Below are 17615 nucleotides of genomic sequence, written 5' to 3' on the forward strand. Positions count from 1 at the left end.
TTGCTTGGATGAAATTGTTTGTGTTTTTCTAACAACGGTAAATATTCTGATAATTGTTGAAATTTTATGTATTTTTTGCTATACTGAAAGCAATTACAGAGTAAAGAGGAAAATATGACAACATTATTAGAGAAGACACGGAATATTACTTCTATTTTGAAGCGTTCCGAAGAGCAATTGGCAGAAGAATTGCCTTACAATGCTATTGCTGAACATCTATCAGCTATTATTGATTGCAATTCTTGTATTATTAATAGCGAAGGTGAAGTTTTGGGATACCACATGAGTTACGAGACAAACAATGATCGTGTGGAAGAATTTTTCCAAAACAAACAATTCCCAGAAGGATATGTAAAAGCAGTTGCGCAGGTTTACGATACGCAGGTTAATTTGCCTGTCGAGAGCGAGTTGACTGCCATCCCTGTCGAATCACGCTCGACTTATCCAAACGGGCTGACAACGATAGCGCCTATCCACGTAACGGGGATTCGTTTTGGTTCGCTTATTATTTGGCGGAATGATGAGCAGTTTCACGATGATGATTTGATTTTGGTTGAGATTGCGGCAACAGTAGTTGGTATTCAGTTACTTAATTTCCAACGGGAAGAAGACGAGAAGAATATCCGTCGTCGTGCGGCAGTTAATATGGCGGTAAATACGCTATCTTACTCAGAAATGAAGGCAGTTGCAGCTATTTTGGGTGAATTGGATGGCAATGAGGGGCAATTGACTGCTTCTGTGATTGCAGATCGTATCGGTATTACACGATCGGTGATTGTGAATGCACTGCGTAAGTTGGAGAGTGCAGGGATTATTGAAAGTCGTTCTTTGGGAATGAAGGGGACTTATTTGAAAGTTCTCATCCCAGCTATTTTTGATGAAATTAAGAAACGTGACTACTAAAATGACAAAAGCATTGATTATATAGTAGATTTTGTGGCAGATGAAGGAAAGCTGACTGCTGGAAAATCAGCTCAGGCTATTTCTAAACGAATTGCTCAGGTTACGCAAGAAGCTTTTGAAAATGGAGACTATATTTTCTTTGCGATTGATGGTCATGAGGAGGGGGATGAATTTCATCCTGAAGCTCAGCTTTTCCCAAGTCATAATATCATTGGGACGCAAGGGCGTGACTTGTATGGTCCTTTAGCAGATTTTTATCAAAAACATAAAGGGCATGCGCGTGTTCGTTGGATGGATAAACGTCATTATTCTACTTTTTCTGGGACGGATTTGGATGTTCGACTAAGAGAACGTGGTGTAGATACGGTTGTCTTGACGGGTGTTTTGTCTGATATTTGTGTTCTTCATACAGCTATTGATGCTTATAATAAGGGGTATCGTATTGAGGTGGTCTCATCAGCCATTGCTGCATTGACGGAGGAGAATCATCAGTTTGCTCTTAACCATTTGCGTCATGTACTCGGTGCGACAATTATTGATTAATAGTATAGTGACCAGTCTGTGGACTGGTTTTTACAGGAATCTGTATCATTAACACTCTTCGAAAATCAAACTCAGACCTTGTTGACTTAACTTGTAAAAGAAGCGGTGTGATTGACCATGATAAATTTATCAAAATGCTTTACATAGGTGATTACTTGGTGTATAATATAGTCTGTGTGTAATGGACGCACAAAAATACAGTTTATCCGCTGGGTTTAAAAGCACCTAAGATTGACAAAGATAGGAGAATAAAATGAATCCATTGATCCAAAGTTTGACAGAAGGTCAACTTCGTACTGACATCCCTTCATTCCGTCCTGGTGACACTGTGCGTGTTCACGCTAAGGTTGTCGAAGGTAACCGCGAACGTATCCAGATTTTCGAGGGTGTTGTTATCTCTCGTAAAGGTCAAGGCATCTCAGAAATGTACACTGTACGTAAAATCTCTGGTGGTGTAGGTGTTGAACGTACATTCCCAATCCACACTCCACGTGTTGATAAGATTGAAGTAGTACGTTACGGTAAAGTACGTCGTGCTAAATTGTACTACCTACGTGCATTGCAAGGTAAAGCAGCACGTATCAAAGAAATCCGTCGTTAAGATAGTCCTACAGACTATTTTGGTCGGAGAATGGGAGGCAGCGAAAGCTGTCTCTTTTTTTAAAAAAAATCTGTTGAAAAAGTACCAAATTGTGAAAGCATAAAATGGAAATAATATGTTATACTATATATTATTGTAGCGAGTATAGAGGAGGTTGCGGATGAGCGAACAGTTTATTCCATCTGTTTTATCAGATTTACGGCAAGATATTGTTCAGATGCCAGAAGTTATCAAGGAATGTAGTGGAATTCGTATTTATGGTCGTCGCATTCGTTCAGTCTTATTTACAACGGATGTGTCTATTATTGCTAATCACAATGCAGATGCTATTTTGGCTGTTTATCCATTTACGCCCAGTCCAGCTATTATCAAAAGTATTATGTTGGTTGCGTCAGTTCCAGTCTTGGCTGGTGTTGGTGGAGGCTTGACGACAGGTATGCGTTCAGCTAATATGAGTCTCTTGTCTGAGTCGGAGGGAGCATACGCTGTTGTGGTAAATGGACCAACGGATGTAAAAACAATTGAGGCAATCAATAAAGTAGTAGATATTCCTATCATTTATACCGTTGTTTCTGAAAAGTCTGATTTAACCTCACGGATTAAAGCTGGAGTAGATATTTTAAATGTTTCTTGCGGTATGGAAACGCCAAGGGTTGTGAAGAAGATTCGAGAAGCTTTCCCTGACTTTCCAATTATTGCGACTGGTGGTCCGACTGAGGACTCTATTCGTCGGGTTATCGAAGCTGGAGCCAATGCTGTCTCCTATACAGCACCAAGTAATGGGGAGCTTTTTAAAGGGAAAATGGAAAAATACCGCAAACATGCAAAGGATTAGCTCATAAAAAGATAGGCTAAGCAAACAGTAAGTTTTATTGCTAGATGAAACTTGCTGTTTTTTATCGTTTTACGGTGTGAGATTAGGAATACTTCGCAATTTAAAGAATGGATTTTTAGGAGGAAATAGGTAACATATTAGGTCATTTCTACCTTTGTCTGAGGCTGGAAATATGGTATAATGAGAAGATAGATTTCCATTAGGAGGAAAGTAAGAATGAAGATTTCTGAAGCTGAAGTCCGTCACGTTGCCAAGCTGTCTAAGCTGGAATTTTCGGACCAGGAAACAGCGGAATTTGCGACAAGTTTGAGCAAGATTGTCGATATGGTTGAATTGCTCAATGAAGTAGATACGACAGGTGTTGCGGTAACGACCACTATGGCTGACCGTAAGAATGTCTTGCGAGCAGATATTGCCCAAAAAGGTGAGAGCCGTGAGGAGCTCTTTAAAAATGTGCCTGAATCACAAGATAACTTTATCAAGGTACCAGCTATTCTAGACGGGGGAGGAGATGCCTAATGACTTTTAACAATAAAACCATTGATGAATTGCATGACCTCCTTGTCAAAAAGGAGATTTCTGCGGTTGAGTTGACCAAGGCAACTTTGGAAGACATCAAAAGCCGTGAGGGAGCAGTGGATGCTTTCTTGACTATCACAGAAGATGCGGCCTTGGCGCAGGCTGCTGCCCTTGATGAAAAAGGGATTGATGCGGACAATGTTATGGCAGGGATTCCTTTGGCAGTCAAGGACAATATCTCTACTAAGGGGATTTTGACCACGGCAGCTTCAAAAATGCTTTATAACTACGAGCCGATTTTCGATGCGACATCAGTTGCTCAGGCCTACGCAAAGGATATGATTATTGTCGGTAAGACAAACATGGATGAGTTTGCCATGGGTGGTTCTAATGAGAACTCTGCCTTCAAACCGACTAAAAATGCTTGGGACCAGACAAAAGTTCCTGGTGGTTCTTCAGGTGGCTCAGCTGCTGCTGTTGCATCTGGTCAGGTCCGTTTGTCACTCGGTTCTGACACAGGTGGTTCCATTCGTCAACCAGCAGCCTTTAATGGTATCGTCGGTATGAAACCGACCTACGGAACGGTGTCACGTTTTGGTCTGATTGCCTTTGGTTCATCTCTTGACCAGATTGGTCCATTCTCACAGACAGTTAAGGAAAATGCCCAGTTGCTCAATGTCATCTCTGGTCATGATGTCAAGGATGCAACATCAACGATCAATGAAATTGCAGACTTCACTAGCAAGATTGGTCAGGACATCAAGGGCATGAAAATCGCTCTTCCAAAAGAATACATGGGCGAAGGGATTGATCCGCAGGTCAAGGAAACTATTCTCAAGGCGGCTAAGCACTTGGAAAGCTTGGGAGCAATCATTGAAGAAGTTAGTCTGCCACATTCTAAGTATGGGGTTGCTGTTTACTATATTATCGCATCATCAGAGGCGTCTTCTAACTTGCAGCGTTTTGACGGTATCCGCTATGGTTTCCGTGCAGAAGATGCGACCAACTTGGATGAGATTTATGTGAAAACCCGTAGCCAAGGTTTTGGTGAGGAAGTCAAACGTCGTATTATGTTAGGTACATTTAGCTTGTCATCTGGTTACTACGATGCCTACTTCAAGAAGGCTGGTCAGGTGCGGACCTTGATTATCCAAGATTTTGAAAAGGTCTTTGCGGACTATGACTTGATTTTGGGGCCAACTGCTCCGACGGTTGCCTTTGGTTTGGACACGCTCAACCATGACCCTGTGGCCATGTACTTGGCGGACTTGTTAACAATTCCTGTAAACTTGGCAGGTCTTCCTGGTCTTTCTATTCCTGCTGGTTTTGTAGAAGGCTTGCCAGTTGGTTTGCAGTTGATTGGTCCAAAATACTCAGAAGAGACCATTTACCAAGTAGCTGCTGCCTTTGAAGCGACGACAGACTACCACAAGCAACAACCAGTGATTTTTGGAGGTGCTAACTAATGAACTTTGAAACGATTATTGGTCTAGAAGTCCATGTGGAGTTGAATACCAACTCGAAAATTTTCTCACCTTCATCTGCGCATTTTGGTGAGGATCCAAATGCCAATACCAACGTGATTGACTGGTCTTTCCCTGGCGTCCTTCCTGTTCTTAATAAGGGTGTTGTGGATGCTGGTATTAAGGCTGCCTTGGCTTTGAACATGGACATTCACAAGGACATGCACTTTGACCGCAAGAACTATTTCTATCCTGATAACCCTAAAGCCTATCAGATTTCTCAGTTTGACGAGCCGATTGGCTACAATGGCTGGATTGAGATTGAGCTAGAAGATGGTTCAACCAAGAAAATCCGTATCGAGCGTGCGCACTTGGAAGAGGATGCAGGTAAGAATACCCATGGGACAGACGGCTATTCTTATGTGGACCTCAACCGTCAGGGCGTGCCATTGATTGAGATTGTATCAGAAGCGGATATGCGTTCGCCTGAGGAGGCCTATGCCTACTTGACAGCCCTTAAAGAAATCATTCAGTACACTGGTATTTCAGATGTGAAGATGGAAGAGGGTTCTATGCGCGTGGATGCCAACATCTCTCTTCGTCCTTATGGTCAGGAGAAATTCGGTACCAAGACTGAGTTGAAAAACCTCAACTCCTTCAACTATGTGCGCAAGGGCTTGCAGCATGAAGTAGAACGTCAGGCGAAAATCTTGCGTTCAGGTGGTCAAATCCAGCAGGAAACTCGTCGTTACGATGAATCTACTGGTGAAACCATTCTCATGCGTGTCAAGGAGGGTTCAGCTGACTACCGTTACTTCCCTGAGCCAGACCTGCCACTCTATGAGATTGATGATAGCTGGATTGAGGAAGTTCGTGCAGAATTGCCAGTCTTTCCAAAGGCTCGCCGTGCTCACTATGTAGAAAACTTGGGCTTGACCGCCTATGATGCAGGTCAATTGACGTCTACCAAGGCCTTGTCTGACTTCTTTGAAGCAGCGGTGGCAGCAGGTGGCGATGCCAAACAAGTTTCTAACTGGTTGCAGGGTGAAGTGGCTCAGTTCCTCAATGCTGAAGGTAAGACTATTGAGCAAATCGCCTTAACACCAGAAAACTTGGTTGAGATGATTGCCTTGATTGCGGATGGAACCATTTCATCTAAAATCGCCAAGAAAGTCTTTGTTCACTTGGCCAAAGAAGGTGGCTCTGCTAAGGCTTATGTTGAGAAGGCTGGTTTGGTGCAGATTTCAGACCCAGCAGTCCTCATTCCGATTATCCACCAAGTCTTTGCGGATAACGAAGCGGCTGTAGCTGACTTCAAGTCTGGCAAACGCAATGCAGACAAGGCTTTTACAGGTTTCTTGATGAAAGCAACCAAGGGACAAGCCAATCCACAAGTTGCACAACAACTCTTGGCTCAGGAATTGGCTAAGTTGTTGGATTAGTTTTAAAACTATAGAAACTATAGAATACAAAAATCACTCAAAAAGAGTGGTTTTTTGTTGACTAAAATAATAATTATTATTATCATCATGATATAAAGGTATGAGGGGGAATAAATAGATATGTCAAAAGACTTCGATGATTTTTTACGAGAACATGAGGAGAATGTCAATAAGTTAAAGAAACGTGATAAGGAAACTGAGTCGGATAAGGAAAGAGCAAGAGATGAATTTTCTAGAGATTATTCCAGGGTAATCTATTCTAATTCCTTTAGACGGCAACAAGGGAAAATGCAACTGTTTGCCGTTAATGGTAGAGCTTTTCACAGGAACAGGCTGACACATAGTTTTGAAGTGGCACAGATTGCAAGGGGGATTGTTGATTATTTGAAAAAAAATACATCTAATAATATTGATATAGATTTCAATTCGATGTCTGTCGTTGTTGAAACTGGTGCACTTGTACACGACATTGGCAATCCCCCATTTGGTCATCATGGAGAAAGAATTTTAAATGATTTGGCAAAGGATATTGGTTTTGAAGGAAATGCCCAAGGGTTACGGGTATTAAAAAATATTGAAAAAAAGTCTCCAGATCATAAAGGCTTAAACTTAACATATAGAACCCTAGCTTCAATTCTAAAATATTATGTTCCATATAGAAAATCACGAAAGACTGAGAAGTTCATATACAAAGAAGATTATGAGGAATTTAAAAAGAGATTTAAAGAAATGGATGTGTTTGTGAGAACAATTGATGTTCAAATTGTTGATTTGGCAGATGAAATTGCTTATTGTGCACATGACTTGGAAGATGCATTGGCGAGTAACTACTTCACCATTGATCAATTTGTATTTTTGTTGGAACAGAAATTGGGAGAAGATCAAACATTAGAGGATTTTAAGGAATGGATTGAAGAGGCAAAAAATAAGGCAAAAAGAAGTAAATCCAATGATGATTATGATTTTTATTTTAGACGAGAATTGCTTTCTATTATTGTGAATAAATTCATTGAGGATATAGACATTGTAGAACTTAATGAAAAAGACAAGAAAAAATTAGGAACTGATCAGGATCAAGAACTAGGGCTCGGTCATTATAAAAAACTTGCTGGTGCATTGAAGAAAACAATTTTCGAAGGCGTAACAAATTCTGACGATATTATTTTATATGAAAATGTTGGGACGAAAGTGTTGACTAGATTATTTGCTTTATTCATGAATGAAGAATATAATCGGGAGAGTTTTTTGATGCCGATCGAATATCGATTTGAAAAAGACGATACCCAAAGTGACAAGAAAAGAAAAGTACTAGATTATATTTCTGGCATGATGGACACTTACGCAATTGAGATGTATATAAAACATTTTGGTACAGATCCGTTCTTAGAGAAATATGATGCAGCTATATTCAAGAAAGGAACTGGTAAAAAGCTAATAGAATGTTTAGCACAAAATTTCTTACATAAATAGCCATATGTTTAAGAAAACCGAGAGTTCGTGTTGAATTCTCGGGTTTTCTTATGCACTTTTAGTAAGAACTCTCGCGTATTACCAGCTGGGTACCCAACTTAATCTTACGGGGGTGGTGGGGCGTTGGACTTGTTATGATACGGTCCAGTAGCTGCATAGCTTCCTGGCCCATTTCCTCAGTGAAGACGCTGATGGAAGACAGGGCTGGATAGACTTGGCGCGTGATGGCTGTATCGTTAAAGGTGATGAGTTGGATTCTATCTGGCACTGCGATTTGACGTTCTTGTAAAGCACGCAGGGCACCGACAGCCAGAGTATCGTTTGCCATGAAAAAGGCAGGGGGTAGCTTGTCGCCTAGGTCCTCAATAGCCTGGCTCATCAGCTCATATCCCGACTGGGTGGAGAATTTTCCTTGATAGATGTAGTCTTCTTGGAGCATGCCCAAGGTGTCTAGGTAGTCACGAAAGGCAGTCAGGCGGGGGTCTGTTGGCAGTTGGTGTCCATCTGTGGTTTCTTCCTGTCCGACTAGGAGTCCAATATCAGTCAGACCTTGTGAATGGAAGTGGTCGATAACTGTCTGAACAGAGTGTTCAAAGTCAGTTGTGACGCAGGAGAATCCCTCGGTCAGCGTATCAGAGTCCACAAAAATGATTTTAGAAGACAGGCTAGATAGCTCTGCTATTTGTCCAGAAGAAAATTTGCCAACTGCGATGATGCCGTCCACTTCTTGGAGGAGGGGATTGGTCAGGTCGTTGAAGGAGCGGACGATTTGGTAGCCGAGTAAGCTGGCGGTATGCTCAATACTGGCCCGAATGGAGTAGTAGTAGAGGTCGGCCAGCTCTTCGCTCTCGGTGTACCACTGAACAATACCGATGGTGCCTTTTTGTTGAGGTGCTTGTTTTTTGATGTGCTTGGTGTAGCCCAATTCCTGTGCCAAGTTGAAAATGCGGTCGCGGGTTTCTTGGCTGACGGATAGGGTCAGGTCTCCCTTGAGAACGCGGGAAACGGTGGCAGAGGAAAGGTGGGCTTGTTTTGCTATGTCTTTGATTGTAACCATGTTCTTCTCCTGTTTATTTGTCTCTAGTATAGCATAAAAAAACAAAATTAGTAAAAATTTAGTAAAAATATTGACTTTTAAATTGTTGAGTTGTACAATAAAAGAAAACGATTACAAAATCTAGGAGGTTCTTATGAACACAGAACAACTCAAGCAGGCCTTTCTCGATGTGTTTGGTCAAGAGGCAGATGCGACTTTCTTCTCACCAGGTCGGATTAATTTGATTGGTGAGCACACGGACTACAATGGTGGTCATGTCTTTCCAGCGGCTATTACCTTGGGGACCTACGGGGCTGCTCGCAAACGTGATGACCAAGTTTTGCGTTTCTATTCCGCAAACTTTGAAGAACTTGGAATTATCGAAGTGGATTTGAACAATCTGGTCTTTGATAAGGCGGATAACTGGACCAACTATGCCAAGGGGGTTCTCAAATTCTTGAAAGAAGCAGGGCATGTCATTGATACAGGGATGGAAGTCTTTGTTTACGGTAACATTCCAAACGGTTCAGGCTTGTCATCATCAGCTTCCTTGGAACTCTTGATTGGCATTATCGCAGAAGAGTTGTATGGACTTGAATTGACTCGACTTGATTTGGTGAAAATTGGGAAACAAACGGAAAATCACTTTATTGGTGTCAATTCTGGGATCATGGACCAGTTTGCGATCGGTATGGGAGCAGATAATCGGGCGATTTATCTAGATACCAATAGCTTGGAGTATGAATTGGTACCGCTAGATTTGGGTGACCATGTGATTGTGATCATGAACACCAACAAACGCCGTGAATTGGCAGATTCTAAGTACAATGAACGTCGCGCAGAATGTGAAAAAGCAGTGGAAGAATTGAATGCTGTCCTGAACATTCAAACTCTGGGAGAATTGGATGAATGGACCTTTGATCAATATAGTTATTTGATTAAGGATGAAAATCGTATCAAGCGTGCCCGCCATGCTGTTTTGGAAAATCAACGGACCTTGCAGGCTCGTAAGGCCTTGGAAGAAGGAGATTTGGCTACCTTTGGTCGTCTGGTCAATGCTTCCCATGTTTCCTTGGAACATGATTATGAAGTGACAGGTTTGGAATTGGATACCTTGGCTCACACAGCTTGGGAGCAAGAAGGAGTTCTTGGTGCTCGGATGACAGGAGCTGGCTTCGGTGGCTGTGGTATTGCCATTGTCCACAAGGATAAGGTGGAAGCCTTCAAAGAAAATGTCGGCAAGACCTATACAGAGGTTGTGGGCTATGCACCAAGCTTCTATGTAGCGGAGATTGCTGGAGGCTCTCGCGTTTTATCTCGAAAATAGATTGGAGAAATGATGACAGGATTGGTGGATCGTTTTGTTGAGCAGGTTATTGCCAACAGTGATTTTGAGGAAATGGATGCTATCTACCTGCGAAATCGGGTCTTGGCTTTGGTGGGAGACCAGGTTCTGACTGTTCAAACAGATTTAGAGGACTTGATTGAATTAAAAGATGAACTATTGGCACATGGAGTTCGAACTGGTTTTGTGGGTGAATTGCTGGAAGAGCAGGACATGGTTGGGTCTTGTTTGATGGATTTGATGACACCGAGTCCGAGTCAGGTCAATCGTGATTTTTGGCAGACCTATCAGGATAGTCCAGAGCAAGCGATTAGTGACTTTTATGAATTGAGCAAACGTAATGACTATATCAAGATGGCTGCGATTGCGAAAAATATCTATTATCCAGTTTCGACAGAGTATGGGGATTTGGAAATCACGATCAATCTGTCCAAACCTGAGAAGGATCCCAAGTCTATTGCAGCTGCTACGAAAGCTGAAGCAAGCAATTATCCCAAATGCCTACTCTGCATGGAAAATGAGGGCTATCAGGGACGGATTAATCATCCTGCACGCGCCAACCACCGCATTATTCGCTTGGAGCTTGGACAGGAAAAGTGGGGCTTCCAGTATTCGCCCTATGCTTACTACAATGAACATGCTATTTTCCTAAATCAGGAACATGTGCCGATGGTTATTAGTCCGCGAACTTTTGAGCAGCTCTTGGACTTGTTGGATTTGTTGCCAGGTTATTTTGTCGGTTCCAACTCTGACCTCCCTATCTCGGGTGGCTCTATCTTGACCCACAATCACTATCAGGGTGGGCGGCACAGTTTTGCCATGGATCAGGCGCCGATAGAACACCAGCTGGTCTTCGAAGGCTTTGAGTCAGTTTCGGCTGGCATTGTCAAATGGCCCATGTCGGTGATTCGCTTGAGTTCAGCAGACAAACCGTCGCTTCTTGGTTTAGCGGCTAAGATTTTGGAAAAATGGCGGAGCTACTCAGATGATAGCGTTCAGATTAAGGCTGAGACAGATGGAACACCCCATCATACGATTACCCCAATTGCTCGGAAACGAGGCGATTTGTACGAGCTGGATTTGGTTCTCCGCGATAATCAAACTTCAGAAGAGTTTCCAGATGGCATCTATCATCCACATCCAGATGTGCAACATATCAAGAAAGAAAATATCGGCTTGATTGAGGTAATGGGCTTGGCGATTTTACCCCCACGCTTGAAGGCAGAATTGGCTGAAGTAGAAAAATTCTTACTGGGTCAAGATAGTCAGGTGGCTGACTATCATCAGCCTTGGGCGGAAAGCCTGAAAACAGCTCACCCAGATGTGACGGAAGAAACTGTCGAACAAGTAGTTCGTGAGTCAGTGGGACAAATCTTTGCGCGTGTATTGGAAGATGCAGGGGTCTACAAACGTACTCCAGAAGGACAGGCAGCCTTTCTACGATTCGTAGAATTTGTAGGTTTAGCAACATAAATGTAAGAAAGAGTGGGACGGTGTCCTGCTCTTTTTGGTATAATGGAAGTATTCACAGTGTGAGAAGGAGATATGATGGCGGAAAAGAGATTGGGGACACTGATTACAGTAATAGCAGGTATAGCCTGGGGCTTGTCTGGAGTGAGTGGACAGTACTTGATGTCTCGTGGTGTTTCAGTGGATATGATTACCTCCCTGCGTTTGTTGGTGTCGGGACTCTTTCTCGTTGGCCTGGCTTATGCTACAGCGAAAGAACAGCTATTGGCAGTTTTGAAAGATAAAAATGCCTTGCTAGGAATTTTTATCTTTGCCATGCTTGGCTTAGTTCTTAATCAGACAGCCTATTTACAAGCCATCTATCATACCAATGCGGGAACGGCTACTGTTCTACAATATCTCTGTCCTATTTTGGTTTTGGCATATACCTGTTTGAAAAATAGGGAAAAACCATCAGGGATTGAGTTGATTTCAATTATCTTAGCTATAGCAGGCACTTTTTTGATTGCGACTCATGGCAAATTAGATGAATTGGCAGTGACTCCAATCGGTTTGTTCTGGGGAATCTTCTCAGCCTTTACTTATGCGCTATATATTATTTTGCCAGGTAAATTGATTCGTCAATACGGCAGTATAACGGTGATTGGTTTAGGGATGTTAATGGGTGGTTTTGTAGTCACGCTTGGTTTGCAAACTTGGCAGCATCGTCTTCCTATTGATGGTGGAAGTTTCCTGGGCCTGTTAGGTATTGTCGGAGTCGGGACGATTTTTGCCTATACTGCCTTTCTTAAAGGCGTCAGTATGGTTGGTCCTGTCAATGGCAGTCTTTTGGCCTCGATTGAGCCGATTGCATCTGTCTTTTTTGCAGTATGGTTGGTCAATGAACAATTTTATGCAATTGATTTTGTTGGAATGTTGTTGATTTTACTTGCTGTTTTGCTTATTTCTTTAAAAGATATATTGGTTGCCCAAAAGAGTATTGGTTAATATACTCTTTTTTGTTATACTAAAGAAAAAACTTGAAAGGAATAAAGATGATTAAAGAATTTTGTTCCGAAAATCATGTAGGTGTGATGAAGGCCCTATCCCTAGGAGCTAAACGGATTGAGCTCTGTGATAATTTGGCAGTCGGAGGGACGACGCCGAGTTATGGAGTGGTCAAACATGTTTGTCAACTGGCCCATGAGAATGAAGCCACAGTCATGACCATGATTCGCCCTCGCGGTGGAGATTTTTGCTACGATAAAGCAGAGGTTGAAATGATGGTTGAAGCTTGTAAAGCAGCGATTGAACTGGGGGCAGATGGTCTGGTTTATGGTTTGTTAACCGAGGAAAATTGGTTGGACGAACCAGCCTTGGAAAGACTGTTTGCTGTTTCGCAGGACTGTCAGATTGTCTTTCACATGGCTTTTGACCAAATTCCTCGCGAACGCCAATTCGAGGCTCTTGATTGGCTGGTAGAACATGGAGTGACACGGATTTTGATGCGTGGGAGTCTGACAGGGTCTGCCTTGAACAATGTGGAATGGTTACAGGAAATTGTCGCCTATGCACAAGGTAAAATTGAGATTTTGATTGGTGGAGGATTGACTGTGGACAATGTGCCAACGTTATTAGAAGCATTACCAATCAATCAAGTACATGGAACGAGATTATTTTGGTAAGGTAGCTTTGAAAGTGAAATAAATTACAGAGTAATAATCGAAGTTTATTCAGAAATGTTTAGAAGTTAAGGTTTGTTTAAGCATTGGAAGATACAATATATTTATTCTTTTTCATATAATCTCCACGGAAGCAGTCGACATGTTCGGCTGTTTTCATTTTTGTTTGTTAAAGTCCGGTATACAGACTAGAAACTGCTGCGTCTCTATTGAATCCCCTACGTAAAGAATTGAGAACTGTGGCTGTTGAGGTGAGTGATTTAGCTTTGGACTATGCTGTTCGTTTAGCCCAATCCTTGAATAGTACTTTGCGTTATCATAATTATGATAGCTTGATTGCCATTGCTAAAACCAAAGGAGTAGAACCGAAAGGTAAGGATTGTCAATCATTTTCAGAGTACAGACAGCGTTACAGTCTCTATGATGCTAAGAAGTTAATTTATCGCGCTCTCGCGTGGCGTCTATTCGATGATAGTCATGCAGATTATGGACATGCTCTTACCATTTTGGGGTTGGATGAGGATGAGTCAGGAGTAGAGCAAATCGGTTTTGCTTTTTCAAAATTTACTCTTGATATTGATTGATTGCTAACCCATATGATTTTCATTCCGAAAGATTGGATTTTGGAAGAAGGTCAGATTTAATTCACAACTACCATTACATTACCTCCAGAAGGCACTCGGTTGATCCGAGTGTTTTCTGCTATCGATTCGCATTTTTCTTAGAAAAATGGTATAATTATCTGATAAAAAACTTTGGAGACGACAGTGAGTTTAGAAAATTACATGCCGGATTTTGCCTTGGAAAAGGCTTATGACGTGACCGTCGAAAGCTTGAAAAAACATGGCATAAAAGTAGTGTTTGTTGACTTGGATAATACCTTGATTGCTTGGAATAATCCCGATGGTACGCCAGAGATGCGCCAGTGGTTACATGATTTGCAGGACGCAGGTATTCCTGTTGTGGTGGTGTCTAACAATAAATACGAACGTGTCAAACGGGCGGTTGAAAAATTTGGGATTGAATTTGAAGCCTTCGCTCTCAAGCCTTTCACCTTTGGGATTAACCGTGCTTTGAAACGCTTTGATGTCCAGCCGTATGAGGTAATTATGATTGGCGATCAGCTGATGACGGATATTCGGGCTGCTAAGCGAGCTGGTCTCAAGTCTGTCTTGGTCAAACCCTTGATAAAGACGGACTCTATCAATACGCAGATTAACCGTTGGCGTGAGCGACGGACTATGAAAAAAATCATCGCTAAATATGGAGCGATAGACTACAAGAGGGAGATGTAAGTGGAAGAATTATTTTGTATCGGCTGTGGTGCCCAGATTCAGACGCTAGACAAGGCTGTCGCTGGTTTTACACCTCAATCAGCCCTAGAAAAAGGCCTGGAAACAGGGCAACTCTACTGCCAACGTTGTTTCCGTTTGCGCCATTACAATGAGATTTCAGATGTCAATATCTCAGACGATGATTTCTTGAAACTCCTCCATAGCGTAGGAGAAAGCGATGCCTTGGTGGTTAATGTCATTGATATTTTTGATTTCAATGGGTCAGTCATTCCAGGTTTACCTCGCTTTATTTCTGGAAATGACGTGCTTTTGGTCGGCAACAAGCAGGACATTTTACCCAAGTCTGTCAAGACAGGCAAGGTTACTCAGTGGTTGACCGAGCGGGCACATGAAATCGGCATGCGACCGGTTGATGTGGTCTTGACTTCAGCCCAAAATAAGCAGGCTATCAAGGATTTGATTGAAAAGATTGAACAACACCGCAAGGGACGGGATGTCTATGTGGTCGGCGTGACCAATGTCGGCAAGTCAACCTTGATTAACGCTATTATTCAAGAAATCACAGGGGACAAGGATGTCATTACGACTTCACGTTTCCCTGGAACGACGCTGGATAAGATTGAAATCCCTCTGGATGATGGTTCATACATCTATGACACGCCAGGAATTATCCACCGTCACCAGATGGCCCATTATTTGACGGCTAAAAACCTCAAGTACATCAGCCCTCGCAAGGAAATCAAGCCAAAGACCTACCAGCTCAATCCAGAACAAACCTTGTTCTTGGCTGGTCTGGGACGATTTGACTTTGTGGCTGGTGAACGCAAAGGCTTTACGGCCTTCTTTGATAATGAGCTCCAACTCCACCGCACCAAGTTGCAGGGAGCTAGCGAGTTTTATCAGAAACATGCGGGCTCACTTTTAGTGCCACCAACCAGCAAGGAATTGAAAGAATTTCCTGAACTGGTCCGTCATGAATTTACCATCAACGAGAAGACGGATGTGGTCTTCTCAGGACTTGGTTGGATTCGTGTCAATGAAAAAGCCAAGATTGCTGCCTGGGCTCCTAAGGGTGTGGATGTGGTCATTCGCAAGGCGATTATCTAATACTCTTCGAAAATTAAAAGCAGACGTTGTTGACTTGATTTGATGAACTCCAGTTCTATCTGCATCTGCGTCGCCTAGTCTGATTTTAATTTTCATTGAGTATAAGAGGTATTTGATTTCAGTTTTTACAATTAAAGAGAAAGGAAGTTCAAGTCTTCTGATTTGAACACGGGCTAAGTATATCGGCGCAATAAGGAAAAACTTTGTTTTCTTTATTTCCCGATTGTAACAGTCTCCCAGTCTGTTACAACGCCCTTTGTGTATAATAAATTATGCTAACTTCAAAACAACGTGCCTTTTTGAACAGTCAGGCACACAGTCTCAAACCCATCATTCAGATTGGGAAAAATGGTCTAAATGACCAGATTAAAACCAGTGTTCGTCAGGCACTGGATGCGCGTGAATTGATCAAGGTGACCTTGCTACAAAATACGGATGAAAACATCCACGAAGTAGCTGAAATCTTGGAAGAAGAAATCGGTGTGGATACGGTCCAAAAAATCGGTCGCATCTTGATTTTATTCAAACAATCTAGCAAGAAAGAGAACCGTAAAATTTCCAAACAGGTCAAAGAAATCTAAGAAGGAGAGCCTATGGCTATTGAACTCTTAACACCCTTTACCAAGGTTGAATTAGAGGTTGAAAAGAAAGAAACCAATCGCAAACAAGTGGGGATTCTGGGAGGGAATTTCAACCCTGTCCACAATGCTCACTTGATTGTGGCAGACCAGGTCCGTCAACAGTTGAAGCTGGATCAAGTCTTGCTCATGCCAGAATTCATTCCACCTCATGTGGATAAGAAAGAAACCATTGACGAATACCATCGCTATTCCATGCTCAAGATGGCTATTGCAGGTATTGAGGGCTTGGGGATTGAAACCATTGAACTAGAACGCCGTGGTGTCAGCTATACCTACGACACCATGAAATTGCTGAAGGAAAAAAATCCTGATACGGATTATTATTTCATCATCGGTGCAGATATGGTAGACTACCTTCCAAAATGGCATAGGATTGATGAATTGGTCCAGTTGGTGCAGTTTGTTGGTGTCCAGCGCCCTCGTTACAAGGCAGGGACGTCCTATCCGGTTATCTGGGTAGATGTGCCCTTGATGGACATTTCCTCCAGCATGGTGCGTAGTTTTATCAAGCAAGGACGGGTGCCGAATTTTATGGTGCCTCATGAAGTTCTGGACTATATCGAAGAAAAAGGACTTTACCAATGATTGCAGCAGATTTGACATTTGATCGTCAGGCTCTTTTGGAAAAAATCCGTGTAGCCATGAAGCCAGCGCGCTTCCAACATGTTTTGGGTGTGGAGCAGGCGGCGCTTGTCTTGGCAGACCAATATGGCTGTGATCCGAAAAAAGCCAGTCTAGCAGCACTCTTGCATGACTATGCTAAGGAAGTGGAAGACCAAGTTTTTTTGGACTTAATTGCCAAGTATGATTTGGACAAGGACCTGCTCAACTGGGATAATAACATCTGGCACGGTGTGGTTGGCGCCTATAAAATCGCAGAAGATTTTGGTTTGGAAGATGAGGAGATTTTCCAAGCCATTCAACGACACACCGTTGGGGCGGGGCAGATGACCTTGCTGGACAAGGTTCTCTATGTAGCGGACTACATCGAACCCAATCGGGATTTTCCTGGGGTGGACGAGGCGCGTCGTATCGCAAAAGAGTCCTTGGACAAGGCAGTAGCCTATGAAACTGCCCAAACCATTTCCTACTTAGCCAAGAAGGGGATTCCCATTTATCCACAAATTTTGGAAACCTATAATGGCTATGTTGTTTGGTTGAAGGAGTAGGGATGATTACATTATAGTCATTTAGTTTTTCTTTTATTACTTCGTTAACTCGCTTTGCCGTACTCCAGTACAGCCTGCAGCTCATTGCCTAGTACTAAAAGTAAACTAAAAGGCT

General features: G+C 42.5%; 19 protein-coding genes. 18 read left to right on the forward strand and 1 reads right to left on the reverse strand.

The window, feature by feature from the left end; translation table 11 throughout:
- The first annotated feature begins 114 nt into the window (after positions 1-114).
- From codY to YYK_RS01765, 8 genes are all read left to right on the forward strand, one after another.
- Positions 115-903, forward strand: a complete 789-nt coding sequence (gene codY, locus YYK_RS01730) for a GTP-sensing pleiotropic transcriptional regulator CodY (protein ID WP_011921926.1) — start codon at positions 115-117, stop codon at positions 901-903.
- 12 nt (positions 904-915) lie between these two features.
- Positions 916-1446: a cysteine hydrolase family protein gene (locus YYK_RS01735; protein WP_029693245.1), complete on the forward strand. Its 531-nt coding sequence runs from the start codon at positions 916-918 to the stop codon at positions 1444-1446.
- Positions 1447-1699: 253 nt separating this feature from the next.
- Positions 1700-2047 carry a 50S ribosomal protein L19 gene (gene rplS / locus YYK_RS01740; protein ID WP_011921928.1) on the forward strand — a complete coding sequence of 116 codons (348 nt, stop codon included), beginning with the start codon at positions 1700-1702 and terminating at the stop codon, positions 2045-2047.
- A gap of 160 nt (positions 2048-2207) precedes the next feature.
- On the forward strand, positions 2208-2882 hold the full coding sequence (locus tag YYK_RS01745) for a hydrolase (protein WP_012774968.1): 675 nt from the start codon (positions 2208-2210) through the stop codon (positions 2880-2882).
- Between the two features lie 216 nt (positions 2883-3098).
- Complete coding sequence (gene gatC, locus YYK_RS01750) at positions 3099-3401, forward strand: Asp-tRNA(Asn)/Glu-tRNA(Gln) amidotransferase subunit GatC (RefSeq protein ID WP_011921930.1); 303 nt, start codon at positions 3099-3101, stop codon at positions 3399-3401.
- Positions 3401-4867 carry an Asp-tRNA(Asn)/Glu-tRNA(Gln) amidotransferase subunit GatA gene (gene gatA / locus YYK_RS01755; protein ID WP_011921931.1) on the forward strand — a complete coding sequence of 489 codons (1467 nt, stop codon included), beginning with the start codon at positions 3401-3403 and terminating at the stop codon, positions 4865-4867. Before gatC ends, gatA begins: the two co-directional genes overlap by 1 nt.
- Positions 4867-6306: an Asp-tRNA(Asn)/Glu-tRNA(Gln) amidotransferase subunit GatB gene (gene gatB, locus YYK_RS01760; protein ID WP_011921932.1), complete on the forward strand. Its 1440-nt coding sequence runs from the start codon at positions 4867-4869 to the stop codon at positions 6304-6306. Before gatA ends, gatB begins: the two co-directional genes overlap by 1 nt.
- Positions 6307-6426: 120 nt before the next feature.
- Positions 6427-7776, forward strand: coding sequence for a deoxyguanosinetriphosphate triphosphohydrolase family protein (locus YYK_RS01765; RefSeq protein WP_012774969.1), 1350 nt, complete (start codon positions 6427-6429; stop codon positions 7774-7776).
- A 58-nt stretch (positions 7777-7834) separates the two neighbouring features.
- Here the strand turns inward: YYK_RS01765 and YYK_RS01770 are convergent, their stop codons facing one another.
- On the reverse strand, positions 7835-8833 hold the full coding sequence (locus tag YYK_RS01770; RefSeq protein ID WP_012774970.1) for a LacI family DNA-binding transcriptional regulator: 999 nt from the start codon (positions 8831-8833) through the stop codon (positions 7835-7837).
- Positions 8834-8966: 133 nt separating this feature from the next.
- On the opposite strand from YYK_RS01770, the gene YYK_RS01775 reads away from it, so the two are divergent.
- The 10 genes from YYK_RS01775 (at position 8967) to yqeK (ending at position 17500) form a co-directional block, all read left to right on the forward strand.
- Entirely contained in the window at positions 8967-10139 is a 1173-nt protein-coding gene (locus YYK_RS01775) for a galactokinase (RefSeq protein WP_011921936.1), read from the forward strand.
- Positions 10140-10148: 9 nt separating this feature from the next.
- Positions 10149-11630 carry a UDP-glucose--hexose-1-phosphate uridylyltransferase gene (gene galT / locus YYK_RS01780; RefSeq protein WP_011921937.1) on the forward strand — a complete coding sequence of 494 codons (1482 nt, stop codon included), beginning with the start codon at positions 10149-10151 and terminating at the stop codon, positions 11628-11630.
- Positions 11631-11705: 75 nt separating this feature from the next.
- Positions 11706-12614, forward strand: a complete 909-nt coding sequence (locus YYK_RS01785) for a DMT family transporter (protein ID WP_012774971.1) — start codon at positions 11706-11708, stop codon at positions 12612-12614.
- A gap of 47 nt (positions 12615-12661) precedes the next feature.
- Positions 12662-13291, forward strand: coding sequence for a copper homeostasis protein CutC (locus YYK_RS01790; RefSeq protein WP_014917204.1), 630 nt, complete (start codon positions 12662-12664; stop codon positions 13289-13291).
- A 206-nt stretch (positions 13292-13497) separates the two neighbouring features.
- Entirely contained in the window at positions 13498-13872 is a 375-nt protein-coding gene (locus tag YYK_RS01795; protein ID WP_002935151.1) for a hypothetical protein, read from the forward strand.
- Positions 13873-14055: 183 nt separating this feature from the next.
- On the forward strand, positions 14056-14583 hold the full coding sequence (locus YYK_RS01800; RefSeq protein ID WP_002935150.1) for a YqeG family HAD IIIA-type phosphatase: 528 nt from the start codon (positions 14056-14058) through the stop codon (positions 14581-14583).
- Entirely contained in the window at positions 14584-15690 is a 1107-nt protein-coding gene (gene yqeH, locus YYK_RS01805) for a ribosome biogenesis GTPase YqeH (protein ID WP_014917205.1), read from the forward strand.
- A 269-nt stretch (positions 15691-15959) separates the two neighbouring features.
- Positions 15960-16271: a ribosome assembly RNA-binding protein YhbY gene (yhbY, locus tag YYK_RS01810; protein ID WP_024379048.1), complete on the forward strand. Its 312-nt coding sequence runs from the start codon at positions 15960-15962 to the stop codon at positions 16269-16271.
- A 12-nt stretch (positions 16272-16283) separates the two neighbouring features.
- The gene (locus tag YYK_RS01815; protein ID WP_004195296.1) at positions 16284-16916 is read left to right on the forward strand and encodes a nicotinate-nucleotide adenylyltransferase; all 633 of its coding nucleotides are present in this window, start codon (positions 16284-16286) and stop codon (positions 16914-16916) included.
- Complete coding sequence (yqeK, locus tag YYK_RS01820; protein ID WP_011921943.1) at positions 16913-17500, forward strand: bis(5'-nucleosyl)-tetraphosphatase (symmetrical) YqeK; 588 nt, start codon at positions 16913-16915, stop codon at positions 17498-17500. Before YYK_RS01815 ends, yqeK begins: the two co-directional genes overlap by 4 nt.
- The last annotated feature ends 115 nt before the right edge of the window (positions 17501-17615 follow it).

Source organism: Streptococcus suis S735 (assembly GCF_000294495.1).
Classification (GTDB): Bacteria; Bacillota; Bacilli; order Lactobacillales; family Streptococcaceae; genus Streptococcus; species Streptococcus suis.